The organism is Paramicrobacterium humi, from assembly GCF_900105715.1.
GTDB lineage: Bacteria > Actinomycetota > Actinomycetes > Actinomycetales > Microbacteriaceae > Paramicrobacterium > Paramicrobacterium humi.
The window spans coordinates 1,726,229-1,742,065 of record NZ_FNRY01000001.1 but is presented as its reverse complement, the minus strand read 5'-3'; the positions used below and the strand labels follow the sequence as shown (position 1 = coordinate 1,742,065).

Annotated in this window: 13 protein-coding genes; 6 read left to right on the top strand and 7 right to left on the bottom strand. The window is 65.3% G+C overall.

What is annotated here, in order from left to right; genetic code table 11:
• The first annotated feature begins 64 nt into the window (after positions 1-64).
• Positions 65-1,132, top strand: coding sequence for a threonine aldolase family protein (locus tag BLV49_RS08715; RefSeq protein ID WP_091182714.1), 1,068 nt, complete (start codon positions 65-67; stop codon positions 1,130-1,132).
• 65 nt (positions 1,133-1,197) lie between these two features.
• On the opposite strand, the gene BLV49_RS08710 is transcribed toward BLV49_RS08715, so the two are convergent.
• From BLV49_RS08710 to BLV49_RS08690, 5 genes are all read right to left on the bottom strand, one after another.
• Positions 1,198-2,088 carry a carbohydrate kinase family protein gene (locus tag BLV49_RS08710; protein ID WP_091182711.1) on the bottom strand — a complete coding sequence of 297 codons (891 nt, stop codon included), beginning with the start codon at positions 2,086-2,088 and terminating at the stop codon, positions 1,198-1,200.
• The gene (locus BLV49_RS08705; protein ID WP_091182708.1) at positions 2,088-3,551 is read right to left on the bottom strand and encodes a glycoside hydrolase family 32 protein; all 1,464 of its coding nucleotides are present in this window, start codon (positions 3,549-3,551) and stop codon (positions 2,088-2,090) included. The genes BLV49_RS08710 and BLV49_RS08705 overlap by 1 nt, the downstream gene beginning before the upstream one ends.
• On the bottom strand, positions 3,548-4,477 hold the full coding sequence (locus tag BLV49_RS08700; RefSeq protein ID WP_091187063.1) for a carbohydrate ABC transporter permease: 930 nt from the start codon (positions 4,475-4,477) through the stop codon (positions 3,548-3,550). The genes BLV49_RS08705 and BLV49_RS08700 overlap by 4 nt, the downstream gene beginning before the upstream one ends.
• Positions 4,477-5,313 (bottom strand): carbohydrate ABC transporter permease, encoded by an 837-nt coding sequence (locus tag BLV49_RS08695; RefSeq protein ID WP_245723709.1) that lies wholly within the window; start codon positions 5,311-5,313, stop codon positions 4,477-4,479. The genes BLV49_RS08700 and BLV49_RS08695 overlap by 1 nt, the downstream gene beginning before the upstream one ends.
• Positions 5,314-5,444: 131 nt before the next feature.
• The gene (locus BLV49_RS08690; protein ID WP_091182698.1) at positions 5,445-6,731 is read right to left on the bottom strand and encodes a sugar ABC transporter substrate-binding protein; all 1,287 of its coding nucleotides are present in this window, start codon (positions 6,729-6,731) and stop codon (positions 5,445-5,447) included.
• Between the two features lie 150 nt (positions 6,732-6,881).
• Here BLV49_RS08690 and BLV49_RS08685 point away from each other — a divergent pair, with 150 nt between their 5' ends.
• The 4 genes from BLV49_RS08685 (at position 6,882) to BLV49_RS08670 (ending at position 11,131) form a co-directional block, all read left to right on the top strand.
• Positions 6,882-7,928, top strand: coding sequence for a LacI family DNA-binding transcriptional regulator (locus BLV49_RS08685; RefSeq protein ID WP_091182696.1), 1,047 nt, complete (start codon positions 6,882-6,884; stop codon positions 7,926-7,928).
• Between the two features lie 119 nt (positions 7,929-8,047).
• Complete coding sequence (locus BLV49_RS08680) at positions 8,048-8,419, top strand: hypothetical protein (protein WP_091182694.1); 372 nt, start codon at positions 8,048-8,050, stop codon at positions 8,417-8,419.
• A gap of 68 nt (positions 8,420-8,487) precedes the next feature.
• Positions 8,488-10,491: an acetate--CoA ligase gene (acs, locus tag BLV49_RS08675; protein WP_091182692.1), complete on the top strand. Its 2,004-nt coding sequence runs from the start codon at positions 8,488-8,490 to the stop codon at positions 10,489-10,491.
• Positions 10,492-10,546: 55 nt separating this feature from the next.
• Positions 10,547-11,131 carry a nitroreductase family protein gene (locus BLV49_RS08670; RefSeq protein ID WP_091182687.1) on the top strand — a complete coding sequence of 195 codons (585 nt, stop codon included), beginning with the start codon at positions 10,547-10,549 and terminating at the stop codon, positions 11,129-11,131.
• Positions 11,132-11,161: 30 nt separating this feature from the next.
• Here BLV49_RS08670 and BLV49_RS08665 read toward each other — a convergent pair whose 3' ends face one another.
• On the bottom strand, positions 11,162-12,211 hold the full coding sequence (locus tag BLV49_RS08665) for a zinc-dependent alcohol dehydrogenase family protein (RefSeq protein WP_091182685.1): 1,050 nt from the start codon (positions 12,209-12,211) through the stop codon (positions 11,162-11,164).
• Between the two features lie 111 nt (positions 12,212-12,322).
• Complete coding sequence (locus tag BLV49_RS08660; RefSeq protein ID WP_091182682.1) at positions 12,323-14,473, bottom strand: ATP-dependent Clp protease ATP-binding subunit; 2,151 nt, start codon at positions 14,471-14,473, stop codon at positions 12,323-12,325.
• Positions 14,474-14,656: 183 nt separating this feature from the next.
• Here BLV49_RS08660 and BLV49_RS08655 point away from each other — a divergent pair, with 183 nt between their 5' ends.
• Positions 14,657-15,832, top strand: coding sequence for an FAD-binding domain (locus BLV49_RS08655; protein WP_091182680.1), 1,176 nt, complete (start codon positions 14,657-14,659; stop codon positions 15,830-15,832).
• The last annotated feature ends 5 nt before the right edge of the window (positions 15,833-15,837 follow it).

The following is a 15,837-nucleotide window of genomic DNA, read 5'->3' as shown; positions in this document are numbered from 1 at the left end:
TTATTGTAACGATTCGATTGGGACGCCGACCCGCCCTCGAGCGCGTATGCGCGAAACTTGAAGGGTGAAAGCCCTCCACGACGCCACGCTCAAGCAGTTCGCCTCTGACAATTACGCGGGTGCACACCCTGAGATCCTCGAGGCGATCGCGACCGCGAACGGCGGCCACCAGGTCGCGTATGGCGAGGACGTCTACACCCATCGGCTGCGCGAGGTCTTCGCCGATCACTTCGGCGATGGCGTCGAGGTGTTCCCCGTCTTCAACGGCACGGGCGCGAACGTCGTCGGCCTGCAGTCGATGCTTCCCCGCTGGGGTGCGGTGATCGCGGCATCCACCGCCCACATCAACGTCGACGAGAACGGCGCCCCCGAACGTGTCGGCGCGATGAAGCTTCTCACGGTCGACGCGCCGGACGGCAAGCTCACTCCGGAGCTCATCGATCGCGAGGCGTGGGGCTGGGGCGACGAGCACCGTGCGCAGCCGCTCGCGGTGTCGATCACCCAGTCGACGGAGCTGGGCACGCTCTACACGCCGGAGGAGATCCGGGCGATCGCCGACCACGCGCACACGCGTGGCATGAAGCTGCACATGGACGGCGCGCGCATCGCCAACGCCGCGGCCTCGCTCGATGTCCCGCTTCGCGCGATCACGACCGACGCGGGCGTCGACGTGCTGAGCTTCGGCGGCACGAAGAACGGCCTGCTGTACGGCGAGGCCGTCGTCGCCCTCAACCCGGCGGCGAGCGAGGGCCTCATCTACCTGCGCAAGATGAACATGCAGCTCGCCTCGAAGCTGCGCTTCGCCTCCGCACAGCTCATCGCGCTTCTCGAGGGCGACCTGTGGCTCCGATCTGCCCAGCGTTCCAACGCCGCGGCCGCCCGACTGCGCGGCGCGCTCGACACGCTCGTCGCGAACGGCGAGCTCCCGGACCTCGGCTTCACGCAGCCGACCCAGGTGAACGCGGTCTTCGCGACCCTTCCCGACGGCGTCGCCGACCGGCTGCGCGAGAGCTTTCGGTTCTATGACTGGGACGCCGCGAAGAACGAGGTGCGCTGGATGTGCTCGTTCGACACGACCGACGACGACGTGGACGCATTCGTCGCCGCGATTCGCGAGGTGCTCTCGACCTGAGCCGCGCTTCAGGTTTTCCCCGGTGCTGTGGGCAATAGCAGGCCAACCGTCTCAGATCCGACGGATCACGCGAGGAATTGAGGTGCCCTAAGCATCGCTCCCTCGTGGCGCACCGTTTCTGCCGCGATCTGCATGGCCCGTTCAATCGCGCGACTCCAGCTGACTTCGTCCACGGGCTCATCCTGCATGAGCGAGGCGACGGTCGAGGCGAGAACCGCGTCCCCGGCTCCCATCGTGTCGATCACGGGTCCAGGGAGTTGCACGGTCGAGGACGCAATGACTCGTTTTCCGATCTGGACCGTTGCGCCTGAAGGCCCGTCGGTTGCCAGCACCGCATGGACTCCGGCGTTCGCAAGCCGCACTCGGAGTTCGCCGACCGAGATCTTGTAGAGCAGCGCCGCATCATCCGCCCCGATCTTGACGAGTAGGCAACGCGCCGCGAGCTCCTCGAATCTCTGGGCGAATTCGTCGGCATCCGTCAGCATTCCCGCGCGCGGGTTCGGGTCGATGACCAGCTTGCAGTCCTCGACGGCAGAAGCCAGCGCGTCAGTCTGTGCGTTGTCATCGAACGGAAAGCTGCTGACTACGACGTACGGCGCGGCTGCGATCGCCCGCCGTTCCGCGTCACCGACGCATATCGCTCGCTCGCGAGCAGCGGCGTTAAATTCGTATAGGGGTTCGCCACCGACCCGCGTCGAGACGGCGCGCGCCGAGCCGCGCGGTGAGAGCGTTGCGAGGAGCCCAACTCCGTGCTCGCGAAGGTGCTCGCGAATCTGTTGGCCGGCAGCATCCGCACCAACCATGGCGATCAGAGTCGCCGGCACTCCGAGGCGCGTCAGCCCAATCGCTACGTTGAGCGCTGCACCTCCCACGGTCTCACGGTACGAGTTGCCATCACGCAGTTCATCGATGAGGGCATCACCGATCACGACAACGGGAGATACACTATCCACCATCAGCGGGCCTCCAGATTCAGCACACGGAGTTCGTCGACAGACACAGAGCCAGCGACCGCATGCATGGTCAAGACTCGCGCCTCACCGAGGAACGCGAGATCGGTAAAGTTGCGCGACCCCTGGTCCGCGAAAATCTCGACAGATCCGGTATCAAGAACGATCGTGGCATCGAGCATCGACCCTCTGGTGAGAGAGGGCGCGGTGTCGATGCTCGGGTACAACGGGTGCCCCATGACGTCCGCGCTTCGGCGATCAAGATGGATCCGGCCACTCGCGCCATCAAATGTGAGCATCACAGAACCGTCGCTACCACGGAGCTCCACACTTGCTGTTTCGAGTGCTCGGATGCGAAAGTCGATTCGCGCCACGTCAGGGAGTTGGACCACAAGTGACTCACCGTTCGCTAAAGTGCACGGCGCAAGCTCCTCGGCGACACGCCCTGGCGGGAGGACCGGTTCTGCGCAGAGTCGCGCACGTCCACCGATCGAGCGCAGGGTCAACCGGCGTGCGGTTGTCATCATGCCGCGCCACGGTGTTGTCGGGACTGCGTGCGCGTAATCCCAATTGCTCATCCATGCCATGAGGATGCGCTCATGAAGCGGCAGCCCACTGAATGTCACTCCGGCATAGCAATCGCGGCCCCAATCGAGCCATGCCAGTCCCTCCAGCGGTTCGCGCTCGCCGGACAGGGTTTCCAGTGGCTCGTCTGGTGTGAATCGAATGCCGTCAAACTGGCCGACAACATACTGCGTGCCAGAACCGCCTGCGACACCGCCAGGATTGAGGGAGATGAGAAGCACCCAGCGCTGCTGCTCCGCATCGCCGTCGACGGGCAGCGGGAACAGATCCGGGCATTCCCAGACGCCTCCAACTGCGCCCGCTGGGCCGTATGAGGACAGGTATGTCCAGCTCTTCAAGTCATCTGACCGGTAGAGAACCACCTGACGGGCGGCGGCTTCTACTGCAACCATGACCCAGTACGGCCCATCGCCGAGCGTGTAGCGGAACACTTTCGGATCGCGAAAGTCGCTGGATCCGCGATCGAGAACCGGATTGCCATGGTATCGGGCCCATGTCCTACCGCCGTCAGTGCTATACGCAAGGGACTGGGCCTGGCGCCTTTCAGCGCGGTACGCCGATGTATAGATCGCGACGAGGGGCGGGTTCTGCGCGTTGCCGAGGCCACTTGAGTTCGCCTCGTCGAACACCGTGGACCCCGAGAAGACCTCTTCCTCCTCAGTGTGGGAAATCGCGACCGGATGCTCTTGCCAATGGACAAGGTCGCAGCTTGTTGCATGGCCCCAGCTCATATTCCCGTGTGTGTCGCCTTCGGGATTGTGCTGGAAGAAGAGGTGGTAACGATTGCCGTAATAGACAAGCCCATTCGGGTCGTTAATCCAATGCCGTCGCGGGGCGAAGTGAATGGACGGCCTCGGCGTCCCGATCTGCTTCGTCTGCGTCATCCTTTCACTCCTGACGCTGCGATTGAGTTCACGAAGGCGCGTTGAAAAGCGACGAACAAGGCGAGCACAGGCACGGTGATCACGCTTGCGTAGGCCATGATCTGTCCCCATGACACGTTCAATTGCTTGAAATAGTCAATGCCGACCATGACTGGCCGGATAGCTTCGCTCTGTGTCACCATGAGCGGCCACAAGTATTGGTTCCAGGCAGGGAGGAATGTGAGGATCGCGGCAGTGGCCACGGCAGGGCCGGCCAACGGCAGGACGATCGTGCGGTATATGCGGAACCATCCGGCGCCGTCCATGCGCGCTGCCTCGTCGAGTTCCTTCGGGATCGAACTGAAGTACTGGTAGAAGAGGAAGATGGAGAAGGCGTTGGCTATGAACGGAACAATCTGAACCGCGTAGGTGTCGAGCCATCCCTGAACGAACTCGGCCCCGTCGAAATACGGGAGCTGGTTCACCCACCACAGCATGGGTAACGCCATGACTTCGAAGGGCACGATCAAGGTGGCCAACACGATGCCGAGAAGCCACTTGCGTCCGGGCAGTCGCATACGCGCCATCGCGAAAGCCGCGAGCGAGTTGACGATGATGCCTAGTCCGACAGTTATTACGGAAATCATGACCGAGTTGAGCAGGAATTGTGCAAACGGAACCCGCTCGAACACGCCGAGGTAGTTGTCGAGAGTGAGATCTCCAACAGGTAGGAACGCCTGAACGCCGTTCAAGTCAGCGAAGATCTGAAGGTCGGGTTTGAAGCTGGACACGATCATGAATACCAGCGGCAAGCCGAACAAGAGCGCTAGCAGAATCTTGACGATCAGCAGGACCGGGGCGCGCCATCCCACCGGACGACGTCTGGCACGTTCAGGCTGAATTTCGTGCCGGAGATCAGTTAGGTCGCCAGCTGTAAGGGTGCTCATCACTTGGCCTCCTTGTCACGAGTGAGGAGAGTCTGGATAAGGGTGACGATCAGCACCAGTACGAAGAACACCAGTGAGATCGCCGACGCATATCCCGTCTGCTGCTGCTGGAACCCGGCGCGTACCGCTCCGAATACGAGCGTTGTGGTCGCGTCAAGCGGTCCCCCTTGTGTCATCACGTTGATCTGCGCGAACAGACCGAATGCTGCGATCGTGATGGTGATCAGAATGAACGTGCGAGTGGCGCGCAAGCCCGGCCACGTGACGTGCGCGAACTGCTGCCAGCGAGTCGCGCCATCGAGCGCGGCAGCTTCGTAGAGTTCGCCCGGGATGGTCTGCAGACCGGAAAGCCAGATGATCATGTGGAAGCCCATCGCCTGCCAGATCGACATCACGATTATCGCGAACAACGCCCAATGCGGATCACCAAGCCAATCCGGCCCCTGTATCCCGATCTTGGACAGCAGGACGTTGATCAGCCCGTTCCTTTGATAAAGGAACAGCCAGAGCATCGACACGACGACGATCGAGGTGACGACTGGCAAGAAGTACACGGTTCGGAAGAACGTCGTGCCGCGCACCTTTGAGTTCACGAGCACAGCCACGAGAAGGGCCAGGCCCGATTGCACCGGTACCACGACGATCGTGAAGATGACGGTGTTGCGCAGCGCCGCCCAGAAAGTGTCGTCAGTGAAGAGGTTCGCGAAATTCTCCAGCCCGATGAACCGGCCGGGTTCCGGCGAGATAAGCCGTGTGTTCGTGAACGCAAGAATAAACGTCAACGCGATGGGGATCACAAGGAACGTGAGTATCAGCACGCCGGCGGGGAGGAACATCGCCAAGGCAGCGAATTGTTCCTTCCGGTTCCCACGCGAGCGCGCGTTTGGGGTGACTAGAGCGGTCATGGTTTTCCCTCTTGGTTGAAGCGGATGAGTGGCCGCTGCCGGCCACCCATCCGCGAACGCGCTTACTCGAAGTAGCCGTTCTGTTTTTGATTCGCGTCAATATCCTTGACCGCTTGATCCAGAGTCTGGTGCGGGTCAGCACCGTTGATGATGTCCTGCGCGGCCTTCTGGAAGGTGGTCGAGATGAAGGGGTAACCGGGTGTGGCCGGACGAACTACCGCGTACTTCTTGGAGAATTCGCGGAAGATCGTGTTGTCTCCGTCGGGTCCGTAACCGGGAACCATGGCGGCAGCAGCATCGGTGGCAGGAATCGTCTTGGTGGCCTTTGCCACAGCGGCGACATACTTGTCCTGCGCGGCGAACTTCATGTAGGCCATAGCGCCTTCAGAGTCACTGCACGACTGCGAGACACCCCACTGCCACGAACCGCCTCCGATCTTGGGCCCCTCACCGAGGTCGACAGAGGGCATGAAGAGAGCGTCGTCGCCCAACTTCTCCCGCACCGGCTCGGCTGCCCAACTGCCGGCATAGATTAGTCCCGTTTTGCCATTGAGGAAGTCAGCGGTCTGGTCAGTGCCCGATTTGGCTGCAATGTACCCGTCGGAAACGAGACTGCGGAACCACTCGGCCCACGCGATTGCAGCAGGACCGTTCAAAGCGCCGTCCGCGGTCTTGTAGCCGGACCTGTCGATGAGATCGCCGCCGGCGCTCTGAAGGAAGGGCGAGTATGCGTACGGCCACCATTCGCCTGTCGATGAGGTTGCGAAGTCCGCCGGGTACTCGAACTGCCCCGAGGACTTGAGTTTGGCCATCGCGTCCATGAACTCGGTTTTCGTCCATGGCTTGTCGACCGTCGGAACGCGGACGTCGAACTTCTCAAGCGTGCTCTTTCGCGTGATCATTGTGAGGGCCACATCATAGAAGCCGTACGAGTAGGTCTGGTCCTTGTAGGTCCCCACCGTCGAGGGCAGGAACTTGGACAGAACGTCGTCCATGCCGGTCAAGGGTGCGAGATAGCCCGCCCAGGCCCAGTTGGGCACGTTCGGGGCGTCGATGTCGAGGATGCACGGTAACTTTCCAGATGCCGCGGCTGCCGTCACCGACTGGTTGTATGAGTCCTGAGGAAATGCCTGCACGTCGACCTTGTACTTTGATTGACTCGTGTTAAAGTCCTTGACGACGTCTTTGATGGCGGACAGCTCCGCCTCGTTGCCGGCGTTGTGCGTCCACAGCTTGAGCGTTCCGCTGTCGCTGCTTGAGCTCACCCCACCCTTTGCGCATCCGGCCATCCCGAGCATCGCGCTGATCGCGACAACGGCCACAGCGATCGTTGCTGCATTCTTCCTCATTGAAGGTTTCTCCTCTTGTGCTATCCGATGCACTCGCGATAGTGCTGAATGCATTTAGCAGACGATAACACCCCCGTTACCGACCTGCAAGACGTTTGCTGAATCAATTTAGCCACCGGTAGTCTCGATAGTGACAGCAGGGGAGCAAAGATGGGGCCGACGGGAAAGCGTCCGACACTGGCGGATGTCGCCGAGCGATCCGGATTATCGAAGACAGCCGTCAGCCTCGTCTTGAACGAGCGCCCGGGCTCGCGCCTCTCTGATGAGGCCGCCGCCCGCATTCGCACCGCGGCTGCCGAATTGGGCTATAAGCCGAACCCAGCCGCGCAAAGCCTGCGCCTCGGGAAGACCAAAACGATCGGATTCATCTCAGATGAGGTGACGATCACTCGCTACGCGTCCGGGATGATCCGCGGGGTGCTCGGCACCGCGAAGGAACTCGACCACACGGTGCTCATCGCGGAGACAGCCCGGCACATGGAGGACCTCGGCACGGCGATGGACGCCATGCGGGATCGCAATGTCGACGGCATCCTGGTCGGCCTCATGGGTGCGCGCGTCATCGACATCCCCCTCCCCGACAGGAAGACACCCGTCGTGATCGTGAACGGTCGGACCCCAGACGAGGTTCCGAGCATCCTTCCTGACGAGTACGAGGCTGGTCGTTCCGTGGCCAGGGAGCTCATCGGTCAAGGACACTCCCGAATCGGCATCATCGGGGATCTTCCGCGAATCGTGGTCGATCCGCGAAAAACGGCCACTATCGGTGTGCGATTCCGGGGAATCGACGACGCTCTCGATGCGGCAGGCATTACGCCGGTCCGCGTGGATCTCGAGGATTGGAGTCCCGCAATTGGATACTCGGCAGCGATAACCATGCTACGGAGTAACCCGGATCTCACGGCGATCCTTGCGGGAAACGACAACGTCGCATTCGGCGCTTATCAGGCGCTGACGGAGCTGGGCCGGCGGGTGCCCGACGACATCTCCGTCATCTCCTTTGACGACGATGAGCTTGCTAGCTACCTTCGACCGGGCCTCACCACGTGTCGCCTCCCGTATGAGCAAATGGCGAGCCTCGGCGTGGAGATGGTCCTCGGAAAGACAGAGCTTGCGCATCGGCTCGTCCCTATGCCACTCATCCGAAGAGGCTCGGTCGCCCCCGCCGCCGCTGCGACCGAGCCGGCCCCGGTCTGAACGGCTGAGCCTCGCTGTGCGCATGTCGACGCCGCTACCGATTCGTGGCGCGGCTGTGCCCTCGGGCTTCCCGGCGACACCCTCCGGTTTCGCCCAGTTTGCGGTGACATACTGGCGCCATGCTCCGCAGGACTTCGACGACCGCGCGTCCCGAATGGGACATCGTCGCGTCGATCATCCTGCAGGTGCTTCTCGCGATGTCGGTGGGGCTGACCCTTCTCGTCGGCAGTATGCTCGGCCTGTCCACGATCCCCTGCATCGAGGTCGGCCGCTACTGCAATTTCGCCCTCATCGGCCTCGGCACGGGCATCGCGCTGTGGGTCCCGATCGCCGCCGTCGTCGTGTTCACCGTGTGGACCATCCGACGACTCGTCACCGGACGGATGGCGTGGTGGGTTCCCGTCGTGGGCCTGCTCATCTGCGCCGCGGGCTACGGCGCGGGCTCGGTGTTCGTCACCATCGGGATGCCGATGCCGCTCATGGGCGGCTGAGCGGTGTGATGTTACAGACCGTTTCCGCCTGATTTCCCGCGGCGCCCGGCGCGGCCTACCGTCGGAGCATGCCCGCCCTTCCCACGATCTCCGCCCTGCTCCCCGAGACGCGCCGCTACCCCGCGCCGCCCGCGTTCGCCGACCAGGCCAACGTCGGCGCGGACGAGTGGGCGAGGGCGGATGCCGACCCGAACGCGTTCTGGGAAGACGCCGCCCGCCGGCTCGAGTGGGCGACACCATGGCACACCGCGCACAGATGGGAGCCCGTCCGCGAGCGTGAGGACGGCAGCCTCACCGTGCCCAAGGCCGAGTGGTTCGCGGGAGGAACGCTCAACGTCGCCGTCAACTGCGTCGACCGGCACGTCACGGCGGGAAACGGCGACAAGGTGGCCCTGTATTTCGAGGGCGAACCGGGCGATCGCCGCGCCATCACCTACGCCGAGCTGCAGCGGGAGGTCGCGCGCGCCGCGAACGCGCTCACGACCCTCGGCGTCGAGAAGGGCGACCGCGTCGTCGTCTACCTTCCCGTGATTCCCGAGACGATCATCGCGACGCTCGCGATCGCCCGCATCGGCGCCGTCCACTCGCTCGTCTTCGGCGGCTTCAGCACCGAAGCGCTCAAGTTCCGCGTCGAGGACACCGGAGCGAAGCTGCTCATCACGAGCGACGGCCAGTACCGCCGCGGAGCCGCCGTGCCCGTCAAGGCGAACGCGGATGCCGCCGTCGCCGACGCTCCTGCGATCGAGCACGTCCTCGTCGTGCGCCGCACGGGAGGGCAGACGCCCGACATCCCGTGGACGGACGGTCGGGACCTCTGGTGGCACGAGCTCACGGCCGCAGCATCCGATCATCACGAACCCGAGGCGTTCGACGCCGAGACGCCACTGTTCATCATGTACACGTCGGGCACGACGGGGAAGCCGAAGGGTCTCGTGCACACGGCGGGCGGCTACCTCGTGCAGGCGAACTGGACGCACTGGGCGATCTTCGATGCGAAGCCCGACGACGTGCACTGGTGCACCGCCGACCTCGCCTGGGTCACCGCGCACACCTACGAGATCTACGGGCCGCTCTCGAACGGCCTCACGCAAGTCATCTACGAAGGCACGCCCAACACACCGCACACAGCCAGGCACTTCGAGATCATCGAGCGGTATGGAGTCACCACCTACTACACGGCGCCCACGCTCATCCGCACGCTCATGAGCTGGTTCCCCGACGGCGCGCCCGCCGAGTACGACCTTTCGTCGATCCGGGTGCTGGGGACCGTCGGCGAGGCGATCAACCCTGAGGCGTGGGTGTGGTTCCACGAGAAGCTCGGACGCGGGCAGTGCCCCATCATCGACACCTGGTGGCAGTCCGAGACCGGGGCCGCCGTCATGGCGCCGCTGCCCGGCGCGTCCACGCTCAAGCCCGGCTCGGCCACGCGCGCGCTGCCCGGGCTGTCGACCCGCATCGTCGACGAGCACGGCGCGAACGTGCCCTACGGCTCCGGCGGCTACCTCGTCGTCGAGCGGCCGGGCCCCGGCCTCGCCCGCACCGTGTGGGGCGACCCCGAGCGCTACCGCGACTCCTACTGGAGCACGTACTGGCGGCAGGGCTGGTTCTTCTCGGGCGACGGTGCCAAGTGGGACGACGAGGGCGACATCTGGGTGCTCGGCCGCGTCGACGACGTCATCAACGTCTCCGGGCACCGGCTCTCGACGATCGAGATCGAGTCGGCGCTCGTCGCGCACCCGGCCGTGGCCGAGGCCGGCGTCGTTGGGGTGTCGGATGCCGTGACCGGGCAGGCCGTCGCCGCCTTCGTCGTTCCGGTCGACGCCGCAGCATCCGCGGAGCTGACGCCGGAGCTGCGCGCGCACGTGGCACAGCAGATCGGGCCGATCGCCAAGCCGCGCGACGTGATCGTCGTTCCCGACCTGCCGAAGACCCGCTCGGGAAAGATCATGCGGCGCCTGCTCGTCGACATCCGCGAGGGCCGCCCGCTCGGCGACACCACGAGCCTGCAGGACGAAACGGTGCCGCAGCTCATCGAGCAGATCGTCGGCCGCGGCAGCCGACCGAGGGAATAGTTCGGGTCTGCATGAGTTTGAATGCTTCGGAAATCACTACGACTTGAGGAGTCCCATGACACCGACCGACCGTCTCGCCGTCACCAGCAGCCCGATCTCCGAAGTGATCGCGGGCCGCTGGAGCCCCCGCTCGTTCGACGCCGGGATCGACATCACCGAGACGCAGCTGACGAGCGCCCTCGAGGCCGCGCGCTGGTCGGCGTCGGCAGCCAACACGCAGCCCTGGCGCTTCATCGTCGCGCGGCGCGGCACGCCGGAGCACGCGACGATCGTCGAGAACCTCCTCGGCTTCAACCAGCTCTGGGCCAGTTCGGCGGCCGCGCTCATCGTGAACGTGGCGGAGACCGCGACGGAGGACGGCACGCAACTGCGCTGGGCCGAGTATGACCTCGGCCAGGCGGCGGCGACGCTCGCGCTGCAGGCGCACAAGGACGGCCTGCACGTGCACCAGATGGGCGGCTTCGACCCCGAGGGGCTGCGCACAGCCTTCGCTCTCGACGCGCGCTTCGAAGTGGTCTCGGTGACGGCGCTCGGTGTTCTCGCGACGCCCGATGCGCTGCCGAACGACGTGCTGCGTGAGCGCGAGATCGCGCCGCGTCAGCGCAAGCCGCTCGACGAGATCCTTCTCGTCAACGCGTGAGCCCGGCGCTGCGCCCGTGGTCGCCGTCGGTCACGGGCGCAGCAGCACCTTGATGGCACGCCGCTCGTCCATGGCGGCATAGCCCTCGGCCACCCGGTCGAGCGGCAGCTCGCTGTCGAAGACGCGGCCGGCGGAGTAGTCGCCGGCGAGGACCGCGGGAAGCAGGTCCTCGATGTAGCCGCGCACGGGCGCCATGCCGCCTGCGACGCCAATGTTCGTGCTGAACAGCGTCTGCATGGGCAGCTCCGGGCCGCCCGCCGGGACGCCGACGAAGCCGACGCGACCGCCCGGTCGCGTTGAGCGGAGGGCCTGGTCCATGGACTCCTTCGTGCCGACGCACTCGAGCACGGCATCCGCCCCGATGCCGTCGGTCAGCTCGCGCACGCGTTCCGCGCCCTCCTCGCCGCGCTCGGCGATGACGTCGGTCGCGCCGAAGTCGCACGCGAGGGCCTGCCGGTCCTCGTGCCGCGACATCGCGATGATCCGCTCGGCACCGACACGCTTCGCCGCGAGCACCGCGCTCAGTCCGACCGCGCCGTCACCGACGACCACGACGCTCGCTCCCGGACCGACGCCGGCGGACACGGCGGCGTGGTGCCCGGTTCCGCAGACGTCGGAGAGCGCGAGCAGCGACGGGATCGCGGCGGCATCCGGCTCCCCCGGCACGGCCACAAGCGTTCCGTCGGCGAACGGGACACGGACCTTCTCGCCCTGGCAGCCGTCGATGCGGGCACCGGTCTCGTCCGTGCCGCCCCATGCGAGGCCGTTCAGGCACGAGGTCGTCATGCCATTGCGGCAGTTCACGCACGTGTTGTCGCAGATGTAGAACGGGGCGATCACGAAGTCGCCGACCGAGACGCGCGAGACCGCGTCACCCACCTGCTCCACGACGCCGACCATCTCGTGGCCGATTCGGCGCGGCTTCGGCGTCGGCCGGATGCCGCGGTACGGCCAGAGGTCGGACCCGCAGATGCACGCCGCGACGACCCGCACGATCGCGTCGCCGGGCTCATGGATCTCGGGATCGGGAACTTCCTCGAGGCGGACGTCACGTTCTCCGTAGATCACTGTTGCGCGCATGCTGCGAGCCTACGCCTGTGCGAAGCGCAGGCGCCGAGCAGCGTAGCTCCAGGTCGCGATGACGAGCGCGAAACGGCGCCTCCCCGCGCGGGGGAGGCGCCGATTCGTGGGCTAGACCGAGGCGACGGTGAGCTGGTCGGCTGCCTGGTCGAGATCGACCCGGACGGTGTCTCCGTCGTGGATGTGACCGGCGAGCAGCGCCGTCGCGAGCCGGTCGTCGATCTCCTTCTGCATCAGGCGACGCAGCGGCCGCGCACCGTAGACGGGGTCGTAGCCGCGGTCGGCGAGCCACGAGCGGGCGTCGGGCGTGACGGCGAGCTCGAGTCGACGTTCGCCCAGGCGCCGCTGCAGCCGGTCGATGTACAGTTCGACGATCTCGCCGAGCTCCTCCTGGCTGAGCGCAGAGAACACGACGATGTCATCGAGACGGTTCACGAACTCGGGCTTGAAGGCCTGGCGCACGAGGTCCTGCACGGCCTGCTCCTTCTCCTCCCAGCTCATCTCGGGATCCACGAGGAACTGTGAGCCGAGGTTCGAGGTCAGGATCAGGATCGTGTTGCGGAAGTCGACCGTGCGGCCCTGCCCGTCGGTGAGGCGTCCGTCGTCGAGCACCTGCAGCAGGATGTCGAACACCTCGGGGTGAGCCTTCTCGATCTCGTCGAGCAGGATCACCGAGTAGGGGCGACGCCGCACGGCTTCGGTCAGCTGACCGCCCTGCTCGTAGCCGATGTACCCGGGAGGGGCGCCGACCAACCGCGACACGGTGTGCTTCTCGCCGTACTCCGACATGTCGATGCGGATCATGGCCTTCTCGTCGTCGAAGAGGAACTCGGCGAGGGCCTTCGCAAGCTCGGTCTTTCCGACGCCGGTTGGTCCGAGGAACATGAACGAGCCGGTGGGCCGGTCGGGGTCGGAGATGCCCGCGCGCGTGCGCCGCACGGCGTCCGCGACGGCCGTGACCGCGCGCTTCTGGCCGATGAGGCGCTTGCCGAGCTCGGATTCGAGGTGCAGCAGCTTCTCGGTCTCGCCCTGCATGAGCCGGCCGACGGGAATGCCGGTCCACGCCGCGATCACGGCGGCGATGTCGTCTTCCGTGACCTGCTCGTTGACCATGCGGGGCTCGGTCGGTCCGTCTTCGTTCTCGGCGCGCTCGAGCTGCTCGGTGAGGTCCTTGATCGTCGTGTACTCGAGCTTCGACGCTTCGGCGTAGTTCGCCTCGCGCATCGCCCGGTCGCGAGCGGTCTTCGCCTCGTCGAGCTGCTTCTTCAGGTCGCCGACCCGTGTGAGGCCGGCACGCTCGCGCGCCCAGCGCTCCTCGAGTACCGACAGCTCCTGCTGGCGCTCGGCGAGATCCTCCTGCAGCTTCTCGAGCCGCTCCTTCGAGGCGTCGTCCTTCTCCTTCTTGAGGGCGAGTTCCTCGATCTTCATGCGGTCGACCTGGCGCTTGAGCTCGTCGATCTCGACGGGCGAGGAGTCGATCTCCATCTTGAGCCGGCTCATGGCCTCGTCGATCAGGTCGATGGCCTTGTCAGGCAGCTGCCGTGCCGTGATGTAGCGGTTGCTGAGCGTGGCCGCGGCGACGAGCGCGGCATCCGTGATCGTCACTCCGTGGTGCGCCTCGTAGCGCCCCTTGAGTCCGCGGAGGATCGCGACGGTGTCCTCGACGCTCGGCTCGCCGACGTACACCTGCTGGAAGCGGCGTTCGAGCGCAGCATCCTTCTCGATGTACTCACGGTATTCGTCGAGAGTGGTCGCGCCGATCAGGTGAAGCTCACCGCGCGCGAGCATGGGCTTGAGCATGTTGGATGCCGCGACGGAGCCCTCTCCCCCGCCGGCGCCCATGAGCAGGTGAAGCTCGTCGACGAAGGTGATGATCTCGCCCTCGGCGTCGTTGATCTCCTTGAGCACGCTCTTGAGTCGCTCCTCGAACTGGCCACGGTACATGGCGCCCGCGACGAGCGCGGAGATATCGAGCGAGACGAGCTGCTTGTCCTTGAGTGACTCCGGCACGTCGCCCGCGACGATGCGCTGAGCGAGGCCCTCGACGACGGCGGTCTTGCCGACGCCGGGCTCGCCGATGAGCACGGGGTTGTTCTTCGTGCGGCGCGTGAGCACCTGGCTGACGCGACGGATCTCAGCGTCCCTCCCGATCACGGGATCGAGCTTTCCCTGTTTGGCGATCTCGGTCAGGTTCACTCCGAACTGTTCGAGAGCGCTCTTGGCGTCCTCCTGCGTGGAGGGCGCGCCCTGCATGTTGGCCATCTGTGTCCTTCCTGCTGACGAAACGCGGCCGCTTCAAACTTGAGTCTGCTTAACTCAACTTTACTGCGGGCCGAGTTATTCCACCACACGGCGCCGGAGATTGCGCTCCGTCCCTTGTCCCATGATCGCGCGCGTGGGACCGTAAGAGAACAGTTCACACTGCCGTCGAGGGGCGGTGACACCATGCGGGTTCTCATTGTCGGCGCTGGCATCGCGGGTCCGACGCTCGCGTATTGGCTGCGTCGCGCTGGCCATGTGCCTCTTCTCGTTGAGCAGTCTCCCGGGCTCCGCACGGGCGGCTACCTCGTGGACTTCTGGGGCGCGGGCTTTGACGTTGCCGGTCGCATGGGCATCGTTCCCACCTTGTTGAAGCAGGGCATCCGCTTTCGCGAGGTGCGTCAGGTCGCCTCGGACGGCCACCAGATCGCCTCGCTGGATGCGCTGCGGTTCTTCCCCGACGGTGGCGACCGCTACGTGAGCATCGCGCGGTCGGCGCTCGCGGCCACGATCTACGCCGCTCTCGACGGCGAAGTGGAGACGGTCTTCGGCGACACCGTCGCAGAGCTCGATGACGACGGCGACAAGGTTCACGTGACGCTCGAGAGCGGCGCCCACCACGACGTCGATCTCGTCGTGGGCGCGGACGGTCTGCACTCCCGGGTGCGGGAACTCGCGTTCGGTCCCGAGTCCGGATTCGAGAAGGACCTTGGCATCACAGTTGCCGCACTCGAGCTCGAGGGCTACCGGCCGCGAGATGATCTCGTCGCCATGATGTACACGGAGGTGGGAATGCAGCTCACGCGTCTCTCGCTTCCCGGGGATGTCACGATGGCGCTGTTCACATTCCGTGACGACGAGCCCGTTCCGCTCGGCGACGTCGACGCGCAACAGGAGCTGCTGCGTCGCCGTCTCGCCGGGTGCGGGTGGGAGGTGCCGGCGATCCTCGACGCCATGCCCACCGCGCGCTCGTTCTATCTCGACCGGGCGAGCCAGATTCGGATGCCGACCTGGACGAGCGGCCGGGTCGCGCTCGTCGGGGATGCCGCCGCCTCCCCCTCACTGCTCGCGGGGCAGGGCTCTGCTCTCGCGATGGTGGAGGCGTACGTGCTCGCTGATCGGCTGCGGCAGGCGGGCGGTGATCACGCGGCAGCGTTTGCGGACTACGAGCAGGCCCTGGCACCCGCGATACGACGAAAGCAGAAGGCCGCGGTCAGCCTCGGTGTCGCCTTCGCACCGGCGAACCGTGCGCAACTGCTGCTGCGCAACACCATGGTGCGTGCCATGGCTCTTCCCGCCCTCACGCGGCTCGCGATGGGCCGCAGCATCCGGGACGCGATCGAGCTTCCGCCACCCGACTGAGTCGC